The 16741-nt window shown below is 70.7% G+C and carries 13 protein-coding genes and 2 tRNA genes; 11 read left to right on the top strand and 4 right to left on the bottom strand.

What is annotated here, in order from left to right; translation table 11 throughout:
* Positions 1 to 3: 3 nt before the first annotated feature.
* The 8 genes from ABIE21_RS12905 (at position 4) to ABIE21_RS12870 (ending at position 6434) form a co-directional block, all read left to right on the top strand.
* Entirely contained in the window at positions 4 to 1593 is a 1590-nt protein-coding gene (locus ABIE21_RS12905) for a hypothetical protein (RefSeq protein ID WP_354025238.1), read from the top strand.
* Positions 1590 to 2270, top strand: a complete 681-nt coding sequence (locus tag ABIE21_RS12900) for an ABC transporter ATP-binding protein (protein ID WP_354025237.1) — start codon at positions 1590 to 1592, stop codon at positions 2268 to 2270. Before ABIE21_RS12905 ends, ABIE21_RS12900 begins: the two co-directional genes overlap by 4 nt.
* A gap of 101 nt (positions 2271 to 2371) precedes the next feature.
* Positions 2372 to 3592, top strand: coding sequence for an ABC transporter permease (locus tag ABIE21_RS12895; RefSeq protein ID WP_354025539.1), 1221 nt, complete (start codon positions 2372 to 2374; stop codon positions 3590 to 3592).
* Positions 3593 to 3674: 82 nt separating this feature from the next.
* Positions 3675 to 3749: transfer RNA gene (locus ABIE21_RS12890), tRNA-Thr, on the top strand.
* Between the two features lie 21 nt (positions 3750 to 3770).
* Positions 3771 to 3847: transfer RNA gene (locus ABIE21_RS12885), tRNA-Met, on the top strand.
* A gap of 160 nt (positions 3848 to 4007) precedes the next feature.
* A complete protein-coding gene (locus tag ABIE21_RS12880) occupies positions 4008 to 5012 on the top strand; it encodes a ThuA domain-containing protein (protein WP_354025236.1) in 1005 nt (334 codons plus the stop codon).
* An 87-nt stretch (positions 5013 to 5099) separates the two neighbouring features.
* Positions 5100 to 5840: an IclR family transcriptional regulator gene (locus ABIE21_RS12875; protein WP_354025235.1), complete on the top strand. Its 741-nt coding sequence runs from the start codon at positions 5100 to 5102 to the stop codon at positions 5838 to 5840.
* Positions 5841 to 5843: 3 nt separating this feature from the next.
* Complete coding sequence (locus tag ABIE21_RS12870) at positions 5844 to 6434, top strand: IclR family transcriptional regulator (protein WP_354025234.1); 591 nt, start codon at positions 5844 to 5846, stop codon at positions 6432 to 6434.
* Here ABIE21_RS12870 and ABIE21_RS12865 read toward each other — a convergent pair.
* The 4 genes from ABIE21_RS12865 to dhaK all read right to left on the bottom strand — a co-directional run bounded on the left by ABIE21_RS12865 (position 6427) and on the right by dhaK (position 11615).
* Positions 6427 to 9135 carry an outer membrane protein assembly factor BamB family protein gene (locus tag ABIE21_RS12865; protein ID WP_354025233.1) on the bottom strand — a complete coding sequence of 903 codons (2709 nt, stop codon included), beginning with the start codon at positions 9133 to 9135 and terminating at the stop codon, positions 6427 to 6429. The genes ABIE21_RS12870 and ABIE21_RS12865 overlap by 8 nt on opposite strands.
* Before the next feature lie 133 nt (positions 9136 to 9268).
* Positions 9269 to 9991: a dihydroxyacetone kinase phosphoryl donor subunit DhaM gene (gene dhaM / locus ABIE21_RS12860; protein ID WP_354025232.1), complete on the bottom strand. Its 723-nt coding sequence runs from the start codon at positions 9989 to 9991 to the stop codon at positions 9269 to 9271.
* Complete coding sequence (gene dhaL / locus ABIE21_RS12855; RefSeq protein WP_436232340.1) at positions 9988 to 10620, bottom strand: dihydroxyacetone kinase subunit DhaL; 633 nt, start codon at positions 10618 to 10620, stop codon at positions 9988 to 9990. Before dhaL ends, dhaM begins: the two co-directional genes overlap by 4 nt.
* Positions 10617 to 11615: a dihydroxyacetone kinase subunit DhaK gene (gene dhaK, locus ABIE21_RS12850; RefSeq protein WP_354025231.1), complete on the bottom strand. Its 999-nt coding sequence runs from the start codon at positions 11613 to 11615 to the stop codon at positions 10617 to 10619. The genes dhaL and dhaK overlap by 4 nt, the downstream gene beginning before the upstream one ends.
* Positions 11616 to 11941: 326 nt before the next feature.
* Between dhaK and ABIE21_RS12845 the strand changes: the two genes are divergently transcribed.
* Genes ABIE21_RS12845 through ABIE21_RS12835 form a run of 3 tightly spaced genes read left to right on the top strand, consistent with a single transcriptional unit; the run spans position 11942 to position 16682 of the window.
* The gene (locus ABIE21_RS12845) at positions 11942 to 12964 is read left to right on the top strand and encodes a 3-oxoacyl-ACP synthase III (protein WP_354025230.1); all 1023 of its coding nucleotides are present in this window, start codon (positions 11942 to 11944) and stop codon (positions 12962 to 12964) included.
* Complete coding sequence (locus tag ABIE21_RS12840) at positions 12961 to 15720, top strand: alpha/beta fold hydrolase (protein ID WP_354025229.1); 2760 nt, start codon at positions 12961 to 12963, stop codon at positions 15718 to 15720. Before ABIE21_RS12845 ends, ABIE21_RS12840 begins: the two co-directional genes overlap by 4 nt.
* Positions 15717 to 16682: an NAD-dependent epimerase/dehydratase family protein gene (locus ABIE21_RS12835; RefSeq protein WP_354025228.1), complete on the top strand. Its 966-nt coding sequence runs from the start codon at positions 15717 to 15719 to the stop codon at positions 16680 to 16682. Before ABIE21_RS12840 ends, ABIE21_RS12835 begins: the two co-directional genes overlap by 4 nt.
* Positions 16683 to 16741 lie beyond the last annotated feature (59 nt).

Raw genomic sequence — 16741 nt, 5'->3', positions numbered from 1 at the left:
ACCGTGAAGTTTCCGTTGGGCAAGCGCGCCGTCGCGCCCGGAACGGCGCTCGACGAGCCCGGATCCGACCTCGAGGTGACCGCCGAGCCGACCGGGCCGTCGCGCACTCAGGGCTGGGGCCGCCTCCTGCGCGGCAACCGCACGATGTGGGTCGTCGCGGCCGTCGCCGTCGTATCGCTCGTCGCCGGGCTCGCCCTCGGGCAGTTCATCGTCTCGCCGGGCCAGGCCGCGGCCGACGCGAAGGCGCCGAAGGCCGGCCTCATCACCGTGCCCGTGGAGAGCCGCGAGCTCGGCAACGACGTCACCATCCGCGGAGACGCGACGTACGCCGACTCCGTCGAGGTGAAGATCGAGACCGGCGACCTCGGCGGCCCCGCCGTCGTCACCGGCCAGGTGCCCGAGGTCGGCGCGACCTTCGGCGCGGGCAACGTGGCGCTCGAGGTCACCGGTCGCCCGGTGATCGTGCTGCCCGGCGACCTCCCCGTCTACCGCACGCTCCGCGTCGGCGTCTCCGGGCCCGACGTCACCCAGCTCAAGCAGGCGCTCAGCGCGGTCGGCATCAGCCCCGGCGACCTCGGTTCCGCGGTCTACGACGCGGCCACCGCGGCCGCCGTCGCCGCCCTGTACGACAAGGTCGGCTACCCCGTCCCCTCCTCCGAGGAGGGCGGCGCCGAAGCGCTCCGCTCCGCCACCGAGGCGATCGCATCGGCGAAGAACCAGCTCGCCGCCGCCCAGCGCGACCTCGCGGTGGCGCGAGGAGGAGCGACGGCGTCGGAGCGCCTCGGGCAGGACAACGCGATCCGTGTTGCCCAGCGCAACTGGCAGGCCGCGGTGGACGAGGGCGCGAACCCGACGGAGCTCGCCAACCTGCAGGACATCATCGACCTCGAGCTGGTGAAGCGCAGCGAGCTCACCGCACCGCGCGATACCAGCGCGGAGGTCGCGGGCGTTGCGGCTGCCACCCAGCAGCTCGCCTCGGCGACCCAGACACTCGCCGACGCCAAGAACGGCGCCCTCACGGCGTTCCCCGCCAGTGAGGTGCTCTACCTGCCCGGCCTCCCGCGTCGAGTGGACGAGGTCACCGTGCAGCGCGGCACCACCATCACCGGGGCCGTCATGCGCGTCTCCGGCGCGACGCTCGTCATCTCGGGCACGGCGGCCGAGACCGACGCGAAGCTGCTCAAGGAGGGTGACGCCGCTCTGCTCGCAATGCCCGACGGCAGCGAGCATCCGGCCACCGTCGCCTCGGTCACCCCGGCCAAGCCGGCCGAGGGGTCCACGGAGCCCAGCGGCAGGTTCACCGTGCTGTTCACCCCTGCGGAGCTCTCGGCCGAGCAGATCGCCGCGCTGCAGGGAAACAACGTGCGCGTGAGCATCCCGGTGTCGGCGACCGCCGGCGCGGTGCTCGCCGTTCCGCTCGCCGCGCTCACCGCCGGCCCCGGAGGCGAGTCACGCGTCGAGGTCAGCACCGGCGACGGCGACGAGACCACTCTCGTCGAGGTGACGACGGGCCTGGCCGCCGACGGCTTCGTCGAGATCTCCTCCGAGGAAGGCGCCATCGCCGAGGGCGACCTCGTCGTGGTCGGTCGATGACCCGGCCCCCCGTCGTCGAGCTGATCGACGTCACCCGGTCGTTTCCGGGTCCGCCGGAGGTGCAGGCTCTCAAGTCGGTCAACCTCCGCGTGGAGAGCGGCGACTACCTGTCGATCGTCGGGCCGAGCGGCTCGGGCAAGTCCACCATGCTCAACCTGCTCGGGCTGCTCGACCGCCCGAGCGTCGGCGAGTACTACCTCGACGGCGCGTCGACCGGCGCGCTCGACGAAGAGCAGCGCGCCGCCCTGCGCGGCGGCAAGATCGGATTCGTCTTCCAGGCGTTCCATCTGATGCCGCACCGCACGGTGCTCGACAACGTGCTGCTCGCGACGCTCTACAGCGGGGTTCCGCGCGCCGAGCGCGAACCGCGCGCCCGGGCCGCCATCGAGCGTGTCGGGCTCGGACACCGTGTCGACTTCGTGCCTGGAACCCTCTCCGGCGGAGAGCGTCAGCGGGTAGCCGTCGCCCGAGCGGTCGTCGGCTCGCCCGAGCTGCTGCTCGCCGACGAGCCGACCGGAAACCTCGACGCCACCACCTCCGGCGAGGTCATGGACCTCTTCGAGGAGCTCAACGCCGACGGACTGAGCCTCGTCATCATCACGCACGACCGCGCCGTCGCCGAACGCGCGGAACGCAGCATCCGCATCACCGACGGTCGACTACAGGAGCTCTCGTGAAGATCTCACTGCGGGGATTCGGGCGCAAGGCGAAGCTCGCCGAACTCGCCGACACGGCCGACGCCGATTCCGCCGAGGCGGGCTGGGGCGCGCCGCCGGCCATACCGCGCGCCGACCGGTTCTCGCTGCAGGACCTCCTGGTCGAGGCCAGCTTCGGCATCGGCGCGAAGCCCAGCCGGCTCATCATGACGACGCTGGGCACAGTGCTGGGTATCGCCTCGCTCGTCGTGACCGTGGGCTTCGCCCAGACCGCGGCCGGCCAGATAGCCAACCAGTTCGACGCGGTCGCCGCCACCCAGGTGGTCGTCGCGCCCGCGACGGCGCAGGGAAACGGCGGCGAGCGAGCGGTCGGCGTGCTGCCGTGGGATGCCCCGGAGCGGGTCGAGCGACTCGCGGGAGTCGAACGCGCGGGACTCGTGGCCGAGGTCGACGTGCGGGAGCTCGCCGTGACATCCGTGCCCGTGAACGACCCGTCGGCACCCGCGGTGCTCAGCCCCGCGGTCGTGGCCACCACGGCCGAACTGCTCGACGCGGTGCGCGGCGACGTCGTCACCGGTCGCTACTTCGACGCGGGACACGACCTGCGCGGCGACCGGGTGGTGGTGCTCGGCATGCGCGCGGCGGAGGAGCTCGGCATCAACCGGGTCGACAGCCAGCCGTCGGTCTTCATCGGCGAGACCTCGTACACCGTGATCGGCATCATCAAGGGCGTCGAACGGCGCTCCGATCTGCTCGACTCGGTGATCCTTCCGATGGGCACGGCGCGCGCCGACTTCGGTGTGAGCGCACCGGCCGAACTGCAGGTGCAGATCGCCGTCGGCGCCGGCAGCGTCGTCGAACGTCAGGCGCCGATCGCGCTGTCGCCGAACGCGCCGGAGAACTTCGACGTGACTGCTCCATCGACCAAGTCGTCGCTGCGCGACAACATCCAAGCCGACATCAACGTGGTGTTCCTCATCCTCGGCGGCATCGCGCTGCTCGCCGGCGGTCTCGGCATCGCGAACGTGACGATGCTCTCGGTGATGGAGCGGGTCGGCGAGATCGGGCTGCGCCGCGCGCTCGGCGCCACCCGGCGGGACATCGCCCGCCAGTTCATGATCGAGTCGGTGGTGATCGGCCTGCTCGGCGGCCTCATCGGCTCGGCGCTGGGCGTGTTCGCCGTCGTCATCGTCTCGCTGCTCCAGGGCTGGACGCCGATTCTCGACCCGTGGCTCGCCGTCGGTTCCGCGCTCCTCGGCGCCGTCGTCGGTCTCGCGGCCGGCGCGCTCCCGGCCCGCCGGGCGTCCAACATCGAACCGATCACGGCTCTCCGCGGGTCGTGACCGTCGAGCATCCGCCGTGTGCAGAACAGGGCCCGGCGGATGCTAGTCTCTTACGGTGCCAAAACGATGAAAGTCGCTTTGTGCCCCCTTAGCTCATTGGTAGAGCACTTCCTTGGTAAGGAAGAGGTAGTGGGTCCGATTCCCACAGGGGGCTCCATAACCGCCCCGGCGGTTATATGGCTGAGTAGCTCAGTTGGTTAGAGCGCACGACTCATAATCGTGAGGTCGCGGGATCGTACCCCGCCTCAGCTACCACACACATTCGACACTCCCCGGCCCCGCGGTCGTTCTCCACCGCGCGAGGGCTTACTGGATGGAACGCGCTTTGCCTGATCCGATTCGGCGCGCATAGATTCGCACCAGCCTCCGGGCGTCGATGGCCGGAGTGCGTCGCACAACGATCAAAGGAGATCTCGTGAAATCGCTACTACGGTCGGGCGTCGCTCTCGTCGCCGCGGCAACCCTCGGCGGAGGAATTGTGCTCACCGCCGCCGGGATCGGCACCGACAGGGACGGCGACCGGGGGTGGGGCGACCGCAACGGGAACAGCGGGAGACCCGCGACCGCCAGCCAGATCTACCAGGACGAGATCAAGGACTACGGCGTCTGCCGCGGTACCGACCCCGTCTGCTACAACAACTGGGGCAACGGCTGGGTCGAGGGCGAGGCGAAGCGCATCCTCATCTGGAGCCGCACGGCCGGCCCGCGTCACGCCCACCTCGGCACGCCGCTCGCCCCGGGGCTGAACCCCCCGCTCAACGCAGACAACATCGCGCAAGCAGGCCTGAAGGCGTGGGCCGAAGAACGCGGTATCGCGGTCGACTACACCGAGGACCTCGCGAGCTTCAGCCGCCTGAGCCAGTACCAGGCGGTCGTGTTCCTCAGCTCCAACCGCGACACCCTCGACGACACCGCGCAGACGACGCTCATGCAGTACGTGCGTGGCGGCGGAGGCTTCGTGGGCATCCACAACGCGTTCGGTGCCGAGTACCACTGGCCGTGGTACGAGGGACTGCTCGGCGGGGCGAATTTCTACGACCACGCGCCCAACCGGCCGGGCACGGTCGAGACGATCAACCGTCGCGACGTCTCGACCTCGTTTATGCCGCGAACCTGGGCCTTCACCGACGAGTGGTACAACCTCGTGCCGTACCCGAGCTACGTCAACGTGCTGCTCGAGGTCGACGAGAAGACGAGCCTCAACGGCCGGGCGACCGGGCACCCGGGTCACGGAAAAGAGCACGCCGTGAGCTGGTGCCACTACTACGACGGCGGCAAGTCGTGGCTGACGACGCTGGGTCACGACCCGGCCGCGTGGACCGATGCGAGCCTGGCGGGTGACGACCTCTTCAAGCAGCACGTGATGGAGGGCCTGGAGAGCGCCATGGGCATCAAGCAGTTCTGCACGACCACCAGATGACGTCGAGGCGTCGAGGCGGGAGCTCCGCGTTCCACTCAGCGGGACTGGGCCGCCTCGGCGCCCCGTCACAGGCCGATACTGGACCGCATGCGAACCGCTCAGGGTGATGAGCCGGTATCGGTGCTCGACCGGATCATCGCGATTGTCGAAGCCGTGCGTGAGTGCGGCGGCTGTGCCTCGGTGACGGAGCTCGCCCTCGCGACGGGAATCCCCAAGTCGACCGCATCACGCACAGTGGCCGAGCTCGTTCGCCGCGGCTATCTCGAACGCACCGAAGCGGGGGTCGTCATCGGGTTGAGGCTGTTCGAGCTGGGGGCTCGCGCTTCCACCCCACGCCGCCTCGGCGCCGCCGCACTCCCCGTGCTCGCCGAGCTCTTCAACGCCACCGGCGAGCACCTCAACGTCGCCGTTCAGGATGGGCGCGACATGCTCTCGGTGATATCCGTGCGCGGCCGGTTGCGACCCGCGCCCTCCCGCGCGGGCGTTCGCGTGCCCGCCGTGACGACCGCCCTCGGCAAGGCGTTTCTCGCCTTCACGAGCGACGAGTCGGCCGCGCGCGCCATCACGGGCGGCCTGGACAGCATGGGGCGCAACCAACTCGAGCGTGAGCTCGAACACGTGCGGTCGTGCGCTGTCGCGATCGACCGATGCAGAACCTTCCCTGGGGTCGTCGGAGTCGCGAGCCCGGTCCTCTCGCCACAATTGGCGCCCGTCGCCGCGATCTCGGTCGCCGGGCCGGTGAGAGAGATGGACACCGAGCGGATGATTCCCCTGGTGCGCCACGCCGCACTGGCGCTCACCCGTCGGCTCGCGCTGCAAGCGGTGTGATCGATGGCGGTCGATGACCCGGTCGGCGTGCTCGACCGCATCACAGTCATCTTCGAGGTTCTCGGCGAAGACGATCGTGGCATGGGGGTCTCTGAACTCGCGCAGCGGACGGGTCTGCCCAAGTCCACGGTCTCCCGGCTGGTGAGCGGCCTCGTCGACCGTCGCTATCTCGAGCGCGACGGCTCGACCATCCGCCTGGGAGTGCGACTGTTCGAACTCGGCCAGCTCGCCGAGGCGCCGCAGAGGCTGAGACGCGCCGCCCTGCCGATGATGTCGGCTCTGCGCACGGAGACGGGTGCGACCGTCGAACTGGCGATCCGCGACGGGGCCGACATGGTGCTCATCGCTATGGTGCGGGACAGGGCGCCCGACGTCTCCCGGCGTATCGGGGATCGCACACCCGCACTGGAGCGGCGCGACACACCAGGGCCGTCGCGCGTGACCCGGCCGGTGCGAGTGTTCTCGGCGGGTATCGACGCCGCGATCACCCTCGTCTTCCCCGGCGACGTCGACGTGAATGCAGCCCCCCTCGAGGCCGCCGCCCGGGCGATCGAGCGCGGCCTCGAGTGCGGTGACTACTCGGGTCTCACTTGACGACCCTGACTGCTGCCGTCGACGTGAACTGCTGCTGCACGCCGTCGCGCACCACGTTCAACCGAACGGTCAGAGAGGTCTGGCCCTCCGGCACGTTGTGGTCGATGTCCGTCTCGTCGAACACCAGCACGACCTGGTTCTTCACCGAGGTCACCTTGACCGGTTCGACCGGGTTCTGCGACAGGGGCGTGATGAGCTCCGCCGCACTGTCGTACCGGTAGCCGCGGGGGAGCTGGAAGTGGGCGAGGACCTTGCTCGTCATGGGGGAGAAGATGCCTCTCTTCGGTTCCAGGTCGAGTCGGCTCGGGATGAACCGGAGTGCGCCGGGCTGGTCCTGCGGATCGAGGTACACCTCGATCTTTCCGGTCGGCCTCGGGTCGGTGCAGTCGTTGAAGTAGTACTCGCCCGCTCGAGCGAAGGTGTGCTGGTAGCTCTCGCCGGGCTGCAGTCGGGCGTTGAACTCGCCCTCGAAGAACTGCGTCGCGCAGTGTTCCTTCAGGTTGGGGAAGTTCGGGAACGTTTCCGCGCCCGGGTTCAGGAACGTGACCGTGCTTCCCACCGGCACCCGCAGATGTGTCGGCTGCATGGCGTTCTGCGCCGTGGCGTCCTGCACGGCCGCGGTGTCGGTCGTGCGGTCGCCGCGTGCGAGGAGCACCGTGTTGCCGACCGTCGAACCCTCGACTGCGGCACCGCTCACCGGCCGCCGGATCGACAGCGGAGCGGGATCCGGGCCCTCGGGGCTCCCCGATTCCGTGGTGTAGCCGCCTCCCAGTTTGAACGCCCAGAGGGAGTCGCCCTGCGTGACCGAGTTGCCGTACGGATTCGTCGAGCCGGCCGCGAATACCGCCACGTACTGCTCGCCGTTCACCCTGTAGGTGATGGGAGCCGAGGCGATGCCCGATCCGGTCTGGAAGTCCCACAGGACCTTGCCGTCGCGGGCGTTCATCGCGAGCAGCCGCCCGTCGATCTGGCCGGCGAACAGCAGGTCGGACGCGGTCACCAGCGGGCCCTGGCCGTGCGACATGTCGGTGCCCAGATGGTTCTGCCACTGCACTTCGCCGGTCGAGGCGTCGTAGGCGAGGATGCCGCCGGTCTGGTACTGGCCGATCGCGCGCTGGCCGTTTGCCGCGGCGCCGTTCCAGTGTGCCACCGGGTTGGTGCCGTAGGGGTAGTACACCAGATCGGTGCGGTGGCTGTAGGCGTTGTTCGACCAGTCGGCGCCGCCGTTCTGGCTCGTGGTCGAGAGGATCGGCAGGTCCCACTGCGGGTCGTACATGCAGCCCTGGCGGTGGTCGGCCGGGTAGTCCTCGGGATAGGTGAGGAACGGCTCATCCGCCTTCACATAGCTGTCGGGGTTGAAGACCAGGTTGCCGTCGGCGTCGGCCTGGTAGCCGTTGTAGTTAGGAACCGCGCGCCAAGGATCTCCCGGGACGTTCTCGGGATCGAGCCTCTGCCAGACGACGCACTCGGGGAGCAGGCGCTCCTCGGGGAACGGCTGGGTCTCGGCGTTCTTCTGCCTCGAGTCGGTGATCATCTCATTTTCGACGACCGGCAGCACGGGCGTGCCGTCCGTGCGATCGAGAACGAACTGGTGACCCGACTTGCTGCCGTAGAACAGCACCTTGCGCGCCTCTCCGGCCACGGTGATGTCTGCGAGGGTCGGCGGGTGCACGTTGTCCATGTCCCACACGTCGTGCCGGATGGACTGGTAGTGCCACTTGTAGTCGCCCGTAGCCGCGTCGACGGCGACGAGGGTGCTCGAGAAGAGGTTGTCGCCGGGGCGGAGGGATCCGTCCTGCGACGACCGGCAGCTGCGGGCGTTGCCGAAGGTCATGTAGTACATGCCCAGCTCGGGGTCGACGGAACCGTGGATCCACGGCGTCGCCCCGCCGATGAGCGCGCACTCGGTGCCGTCGGGCAGCGGCGGTCCCCAGGTCTCGCCGGCCGCGACCGTGTTGCCGTTCACGTCGGTGTACACGGCGTCGCGGTCGGGGCCGCCGAAGAAGTGCCAGAGGTAGCTGCCGTCGTCGGCGTCGAGTGCGACGACCGCCGCGCGGTCGCCGTTGGCGGCGTGCGCGTAGACGATGCCGTCGTTGTAGACGGTCGCGACGCGTTCCAGGTTTCCGAGGCTCTGCCCGTCGGGGGCGGTCGGCTGCACGACCCAGAGCTGCTGACCCGTCGCCTGGTCGAGGGCGACGACCCGGTCGCCGTCGGCGAGGGTGTAGATCCTGCCTTCGCCGGCCGAGACCCCGCGTCGCGTGTCTACGGTGGCGAACTCCGTCGGCTCCCACTTCCATACGGCCGCACCGGTCGCGCCGTCGACGGCGATCACGCCGCCGCTCGGGGAGTCGAGGTAGATCACGCCGTCGACCACGATGGGGGTGGTCTGCTGGCCGACGTCGTCGGTGGCCGGTTCCACCGCCGACACGTGCGTGCGCCAGGCAGGGGCGAGCTTGTCGACGTTGCGCTTGCCGATCTGCGTCAGCGCGGAATAGTGCTGATTGCCGAGATTGCCGCCCACCGTCGGCATGTCGTCACCGGTGGGTCGGAGCCCGGTGAGCCCGCTCGGCGCTGTCTCACCGGCCGGCGTCTCGGCCGGTGTGGCGGCAGCCGCACCCTGGACGGGGACCGCGGTTAACGCGAGCAGCAGGAGGGCTCCGAACCCCGCCGTGCCCGTCCGATTCACAAGACTTCTTCTCATGTGCCAGCTCCTCGATCGTCGTCGATCCGGTTGTGCCTCGGACGCTATTCCGACGCGCTGGGGTTGGCAAGCTGCGATCCACCGAGTGGTACTCGGGCGGGCGCGGGCGGATGAAACGGGTGCGACTAACCTGTCACTCGCCGTACCCGTCCGCCGTCATCGCGCGCACCCATTCCACGGCGGCCGCGGCGTCGGGGCCGGTGCCGCTGATGCGCAGCCTGGTGCCCTTCCCGAGTCCGAGGCCCATCAGGGCCAGCAGGCTGCCCGCGGGCGCCGACCGCGTCGGGTCGTCCGCATCGGCTATCCGCACTCTCGCATCGAACTCGGCCATCTTCGCCACGATCACCGACGCCGGCCGTGCGTGCAGGCCTACGTCGTTCACGATCGTCGCCTCGGCCTCTGCCGTGACCGAGCCGTCGACGACGGGCGCCGCCGTCTGCGGGTCCGCCGGCGGCGCGGACTCGAGCTGCGCGTTCTTGGCGGTCATCGCGCTCGACGCCTCCCTCGCCGCGTCGGCGAGTGAGGCCCCGGCCGCGGCCAGCACGATGCCCGCGACGACTCCCTCCACGAACGGGGCGTCGCTGAGCCGCACCTCGGCGTCGGTCGCGGTGAACTCGAGCGCCATCGACGCGCTGAGCACGGCCGATCCGAGGTCCATGAACACGAGCACCCCGTCGGGCGAGGCCACCTCGTCGATGGCGGCGGCCACGGCGATCGCGTCGGTGCCGATGACGCCCTCTCCGGCTCCCGCGGCCACGGCGATCGGCGGCGGAGCCCCGGCGACCATCTCGAGCGCGAGGGCCACCGCGGCGTCCGCCAGCGCGGGGCTGTGCGAGACGACCACGATGCCGATCAAGCCAGCGCCTCCGCGAGGGCCTGGAACAGGAACGCGGTCGAGGTCGCCCCGGGGTCGAGGTGGCCGGCGCTGCGCTCGCCGAGGTAGCTCGCCCGGCCCTTGCGCGCCACGAGCGGCTCGGTCGCGTCGCGGCCGCGCTGCGCCGCCTCGAACGCCGCGGCGGCCGCGGCGGCGGGGTCCGAACCCGACCCGAGGCTCGCGTCCAGGGCGTCGAGGGCCGGGCCCATGGCATCCACCATCGTCTTGTCGCCCGGCTCGGCCTTGCCGCGAGAGATCACGCCCTCGAACCCGGCGCGCAGTCCGGCCGAGAGGGTGGCGCCGTCGAGCGAGTCCACCGCCCCCGCCGTCGTTCCGATGCGCAGGAAGAACGTGCCGTAGAGCGGCCCGCTCGCGCCGCCCACCGAGCTCACGAGGGTCATGCCGACGGTCTTGAACAACGCGTCGACCGTCTGCGGCTCACCGAGCTTGTCGATCACCGCGTTCATGCCGCGCGCCATGTTCGACCCGTGGTCGGCGTCTCCGATCGCCGAGTCGAGCTCGGTGAGGTAGCCCTGGTTCTCGGTCACGAGCGCACGGAATCGGGTCAGCCAGTCGACGAGCCGGTCGAGCGAGACGTCTGCCACGGTCACACGCCCCAGCGGAGGCCGGGGGTGTTGACGGGCGCGTCCCACAGGCCGAGCAGCTCGTCGTCGGCCTGCAGCAGCGTGACCGAGCACCCGGCCATGTCGAGGCTCGTGATGTAGTTGCCGACCAGGTTGCGGGCGACGGTGACGCCGGCCTTCTCGAGCAGCTTCGCGACCTCGCCGTACATCAGATACAGCTCGATCAACGGGGAGCCTCCCATGCCGTTCAGCATCGCGATCACCGGCCCCTTGGTGAAGTCGAGGTCGGCGAGGATCGGCTCGACCAGCTGCTGGGCGATGGATGCGGCCGGCGCCAGCGGCACCCGGTGTCTGCCCGGTTCGCCGTGGATCCCCACGCCGATCTCCATCATGTCGTCGGGCAGGTCGAAGGTTGGCCTGCCGGCCGAGGGCACGGTGCAGCTCGTCAGCGCCATCCCCATGGAGCGCCCCGACTCGTTGACCCGCGTGGCGAGCGCGACGACGGCGTCGAGGTCGCGTCCCTCCTCGGCGGCGGCGCCCACGATCTTCTCCAGCAGCACGGTGAGGCCGACGCCGCGCCGGCCGGCGGTCCAGGTCGAGTCCTCGACGGCCACGTCGTCGTTGACCACGATGGAGGCGACCCTCGTTCCGGCCTCCGCCTCGGCGAGCTCGGCGGCCATCTCGAAGTTCATCACGTCGCCCGTGTAGTTCTTGACGATGTGCAGCACGCCCGCGCCCGCGTCGGCGACCTTGGTCGCCTCCTGCATCTGGTCGGGGGTGGGGGAGGTGAAGACCTCGCCGGCGCACGCGGCGTCGAGCATGCCGAGGCCGACGTAGCCGCCGTGCAACGGCTCGTGTCCCGAGCCGCCGCCGGAGATCAGCGCGACCTTGCCGGCCCGCGTGGGGGTGCCGCGGTAGATGATGCGGTTCGCGTGGTCGACGGTGAGCTCGGGATGAGCCGCATCGATGCCTACGAGGGCGTCGGCCAGCACGGCCTCCGGAGCGTTGATGAGTTTCTTCATGTCGGGTGTGCCTTCCAGGTGTTCGTCATTGAACGAAGGATGAGCGCGCGCGCGGGTAAGCCGCGCGAAGCGTCCAGCCGATTCCGGCAAAAGTACCATGCACCACGAGGGGCACGCCGGTGCTTGCGCCGACCCCATTGACATGTCGATGGACTTGTCGCAAACGGGCCTGATCACGCCGGAATAGCCCCCCTTGCGACAGTTCGGGGGCCCGGTGGCGGTCGCTCGAGACCGTCCAGCGCCAGCCCGGTCAACGGTCAGCTTCGCGAAGGACAATAATTAACTTGTCATCTCGCACCCAGTTGACAATTCGATAGGGAGATCCGTTGGACGGAAACGCCACGACGACGCACAAGAACGTCGCACTGCTCTCGGTCGCATCGACGATCGCCTCACGCATCACGACGTCGGAATCGATCGACCAGCGACTGCAGGGGGCGCTCAAGCGACTCCACCTTCCCAAGGGACTGCTGCAACGCGTCGCGGGCGTGTACGAGCGCCGCAACTGGGAAGAGGGTCAGCAGTTCGACGACGCCGCGATCGCCGCCGGCAAGCGCGCGCTCGCCCAGGCCGGCGTCCGCCCCGACCAGGTCGGCCTGCTCATCAACACCTCGGTGACTCGCAAGAACCTCGAGCCCTCGGTCGCCGTGAGCATCCACCACGGCCTCGGCCTGCCGAGCTCCGCCCTCAACTTCGACATCGCGAACGCGTGTCTCGGCTTCGTCAACGGCATGAGCCTCGCCTCGTCGCTCATCGACTCCGGCCAGATCGACTACGCCGTGATCGTCGCGGGCGAGGACGCCGACGAGATCCAGAACAACACCGTCGACCGGCTCGAGGCGAACAGCCTGAACCGTAAAGACTTCATGAGCGAGTTCGCCAGCCTCACGCTCGGCTCGGGTGCCGCGGCGGCCGTCATCGGCCGCGCAGACGCCCACCCCGAGGGGCACCGCATCCTCGGCGGCGTCACGCGCGCGGCCACCCAGTTCAACGACCTCTGCGTCGGCAGCGTCGACGGCATGTTCACCGACGCGAAGGCGCTGCTCAAGGGCGGCATGGAGCTCGTCGTCTCCGCCTGGAACGAGGCGAAGTCCGACTGGTCGTGGGGCAAGATGGACCGCTACATCCTGCACCAGGTCTCCTCCGTGCACACCAACGCCATCGTCAAGGCCGCGGGCCTCGACGAGGCCAAGGTGCCACGCACCTACCCGCTGCTCGGAAACATCGGCCCCGCGTCGATCCCGATCACGCTCGCTTACGAGGCCGAAGACCTCAAGAAGGGTGACCGCGTGCTGCTGATGGGCGTCGGTTCCGGACTCAATACCGCAATGTTGGAGATCGCCTGGTGACTTCTCGAATCCCGCGTTCCGCTCCCCTTCCGGCGAGCCTTCCACCCGCGGGACTCGACGGTCTCGACCCGTCGTTCTCGCGTCTGGTCAGTGCCGGCGACGACGGCGTCACCCACGAGTGGCACCTGCTCGACAACGCCGCGCGGCTCGCCGAGCTCGGCGTCACGCCGGTCGGCACGATCCTGTGCGTGCACGGCAACCCCACGTGGAGCTACCTGTGGCGTGACCTGCTGACCCAGGCGACGGATGCCGCGGCCCAGGGCCGCGAGGCATGGCGGGTCGTCGCCGTCGACCAGCTCGACATGGGATTCTCCGAACGCACCGGAGAGCCGCGCGACCTCGCGCGACGGGTGCGCGACCTCGGCGACCTCACGGCGTCGCTCGGCCTCACCGGCCCCGTCATCACGCTCGGCCACGACTGGGGCGGCGTCGTCAGCCTCGGCTGGGCCGTCGACCACCCCGACCTGCTCGCCGGCGTCGCCGTGCTCAACACCGCGATCTTCCAGCCGGAGGGCACCCCGATCCCCGCGCCGCTGCGGCTGACGCTGCTGCGCGGCGTGCTGGGCTCCGCGACGGTCGCGACGCCCGCGTTCCTCGAGACCACGCTCTCCCTGGCGCATCCGCCCCTCTCCGACGAGATCCGCGACGGCTACCGCGCGCCCTACCTCGAGGCCGACCGCCGCGCGGGCATCGGCGGCTTCGTCGCCGACATCCCGGCCGACGAGTCGCACCCGAGCCATCCGGAGCTCGCCCGCATCGCCGAGTCGCTGCGCTACCTCGCGGTGCCCGCCCTCGCCCTGTGGGGCCCCGAAGACCCGATCTTCGGCGACCGCTACCTCGACGACCTGGTCGACCGGATGCCGCACGCCGACGTGCACCGCTTCGAAGGCGCGGGACACCTGGTCGCCGAAGACGTCGACTACGCGGCGGCCGTCCTCACCTGGCTCGGCGACCGCGGAACGGAGCTCGGCAGCCTCGGCACCGCGGCGGCCAACCCCTCGCGGTTCACGGTCCCTGAGCCTGTCGAAGGGCCCGCCGGGCTCGACGACGACGACCTCGACCCGAACCGTTTCGACGAGGACTACGTGAAGCCCGTCGTCGAGGGCAACCCGGCCGGGCTGTTCCGCTACCTCGACCCGCTGCGCGACAGCACCGACACCGCGCTCGTCGAGATGGCGCCGGCGCGCGGATCCGAGCCCAACGTCGTCAGCTGGCGCCTGCTCTCCAAGCGCGTGCGCCAGATCGCCGCCGGCCTCGCCATGGTCGGCGTCAAGCGCGGCGACCGCGTCTCGCTGCTCGTGCAGCCCGGCGCCGACCTCACCGCAGTGCTCTACGCGTGCCTGCGCATCGGCGCCGTCGTGGTCGTGGCCGACGCCGGACTCGGCCTCAAGGGGCTCACCCGCGCCGTGCGCGGCGCCTGGCCCGACCACGTGATCGGCGCGCCAGCCGGGCTCGCCGCGGCGACCGCCCTCGGCTGGCCGGGGCAGAAGATCTCCACCGCGCGCTACATCAAGCCGGTGCGCCGCTCGCTCGACGTGGCCTACTCGCTCGGCGACCTCGTGTCGCTCGGCGTCGAGGAGGAGCTGCCCGACTTCCCCGCCCCCGACGACACCGCTGCGGTGCTGTTCACCTCCGGCTCCACCGGGCCGGCGAAGGGCGTCGTCTATACGCACGGCCAGTTGGCCGCCCTGGTCGACGCGCTCGCCGACACCTACGGCGTCGGAGTCGGCACCGGCCTGGTCGCCGGATTCGCCCCCTTCGCGCTGCTCGGCCCCGCGCTCGGCGCGCGCTCGGTCACCCCCGACATGGTCGTCACCTCGCCGAAGACGCTCACCGCGACGGCCGTCGCCGCCGCGGTCGCCGCCGTCGACGCCACCGTGGTGTTCCTCTCGCCCGCCGCGATCACGAACGTGGTCGCCACGGCGCACTCGCTCACCGACGCCGACCGCGAGGCGCTCACCAGCGTGCAGGAGTTCCTGTCGGCGGGGGCGCCGGTCTCCGAGCGGCTGCTCGCCGCGGCATCCGCCCTCATGCCGAACGCGACCGCGCACACGCCGTACGGCATGACCGAGGGTCTGCTTATGACCGACATCACGCTCGAGGGCATCCGCGACGCCGCGCTCACCCTCGGCGGCCCCGGCGGCGTCTGCGTCGGCCTGCCCGCGGCATCCACCCGCGTGCGCATCAGCGCGCTCAACGCGTGGGGCGAGGCGACGGGCGAGCTCACCGACGAACCGATGCTGACGGGCGAGATCGTCGTCTCGGCGCCGCACATCAAAGACCACTACGACTCGCTCTGGCTCACCGAGCGCGAGTCGCGCCGCGGTGCCCTGACGGGGGAGCGCTGGCACCGCACCGGCGACGTCGGCCACATCGACGCCGAGGGGCGCCTGTGGGTCGAGGGCAGGATGCCGCACGTCATCGTCACCGAGGACGGCGTCGTCACCCCGGTCGGACCGGAGCAGCAGATCGAGTCGGTCTTCGAGGTCGCCCGCGCGGCCCTCGTCGGCGTCGGCCCGCTCGGCGAGGAACAGCTCGTCGCCGTGATCGAGACCGTCCCGCCCGCGTTCCGCGTGTCGCTGGCGACGTCGGCCATGGCCAGCGCCGTGCGCGGCTCCGTCGAGCTGCCCATCGCCGCGGTGCTGGTCGTGCCGCAGCTGCCCACCGACATCCGTCACAACTCCAAGATCGACCGCGTGCGCCTCGGCGACTGGGCGGCCGACGTGCTCACCGGCGGGCGGATGACGCGACCGTGATCGTTCTCGTCACCGGCGCGAGCGGTCTGCTCGGCGGTGCCGTCGCGGCCGCGGTTCGGGACGCCGGGCACGAGGTGCGCACGCTGCAGCGCCGTCCGTCCGGTGTCGTGGGCGTCACCGATCTGCTGGGCTCGGTGACGGATGCGACCACGGTCGCCCACGCCGTCGCCGGGGTCGACGCGATCGTCCACCTGGCCGCGAAGGTCTCTCTCGCCGGCGCCCCCGCGGAGTTCGAGAACATCAACGTGGGCGGCACCCTCCGGCTGCTGCGGGCGGCAACCGACTCGACGGCCAGCCGCTTCGTATTCGTGTCGTCTCCGTCGGTGGCGCACGCCGGGGCATCCATCGTCGGCGACGACGCCCTCCCCGCCGACCCGCTGCGCGCCCGGGGCGACTACGCCCGCACCAAGGCGACCGCCGAGCTGATGGCCCTCGCCGCCGACTCGCCGGAGCTCGCCGTCGTCGCCGTGCGCCCGCACCTCGTCTGGGGACCGGGCGACACGCAGCTCGTCGCCCGCATCGTCGACCGTGCCAGCCGCGGACGCCTGCCGCTGCTCGGCCACGGCGCCGCCCTCATCGACACGACCTACATCGACAACGCCGCGTCGGCGATCGCCGCAGCCCTGGAGCGGGCGCCCGAGGTGCACGGCAACTCGTACGTCGTGACCAACGGCGAGCCGCGCCCGGTGGCCGAGCTGCTCGCCGGCATGTGCGCCGCCGCCGGAGTGCCGGCCCCGCGCTGGAGCGTGCCGGCCGGCGTGGCCCGCGCCGCGGGATCGGTCATCGAGGCGGTGTGGCGCGTGCGCCCCGGCGTCGACGAGCCGCCGATGACCCGGTTCCTCGCCGAACAGCTGTCGACCGCACACTGGTTCGACCAGCGCCGCACCCGCGCCGACCTGCAGTGGACGCCGGCTGTTTCGCTCGACGAGGGCTTCGAACGGCTCGCCGCCTCCTACCGCTAAGAGCCGAGGGGCAAGGTTTCGACGTTGAGCGCCGGTTTCGACGTCGATTGTTTGCCCCA

The organism is Conyzicola nivalis (assembly GCF_040548875.1).
Lineage (GTDB): Bacteria > Actinomycetota > Actinomycetes > Actinomycetales > Microbacteriaceae > Conyzicola > Conyzicola nivalis_A.
This window is presented reverse-complemented; position numbering and strand designations above follow the sequence as displayed.

Bases quoted from the DNA above. Each gene is read 5' to 3' on its own strand.
- ABIE21_RS12900 (WP_354025237.1), top strand. From the start codon at position 1,590: ATGACCCGGCCCCCCGTCGTCGAGCTGATCGACGTCACCCGGTCGTTT.
- ABIE21_RS12875 (WP_354025235.1), top strand. From the start codon at position 5,100: ATGCGAACCGCTCAGGGTGATGAGCCGGTATCGGTGCTCGACCGGATC.
- ABIE21_RS12870 (WP_354025234.1), top strand. From the start codon at position 5,844: ATGGCGGTCGATGACCCGGTCGGCGTGCTCGACCGCATCACAGTCATC.
- ABIE21_RS12865 (WP_354025233.1), bottom strand. From the start codon at position 9,135: ATGAGAAGAAGTCTTGTGAATCGGACGGGCACGGCGGGGTTCGGAGCC.
- dhaK (WP_354025231.1), bottom strand. From the start codon at position 11,615: ATGAAGAAACTCATCAACGCTCCGGAGGCCGTGCTGGCCGACGCCCTC.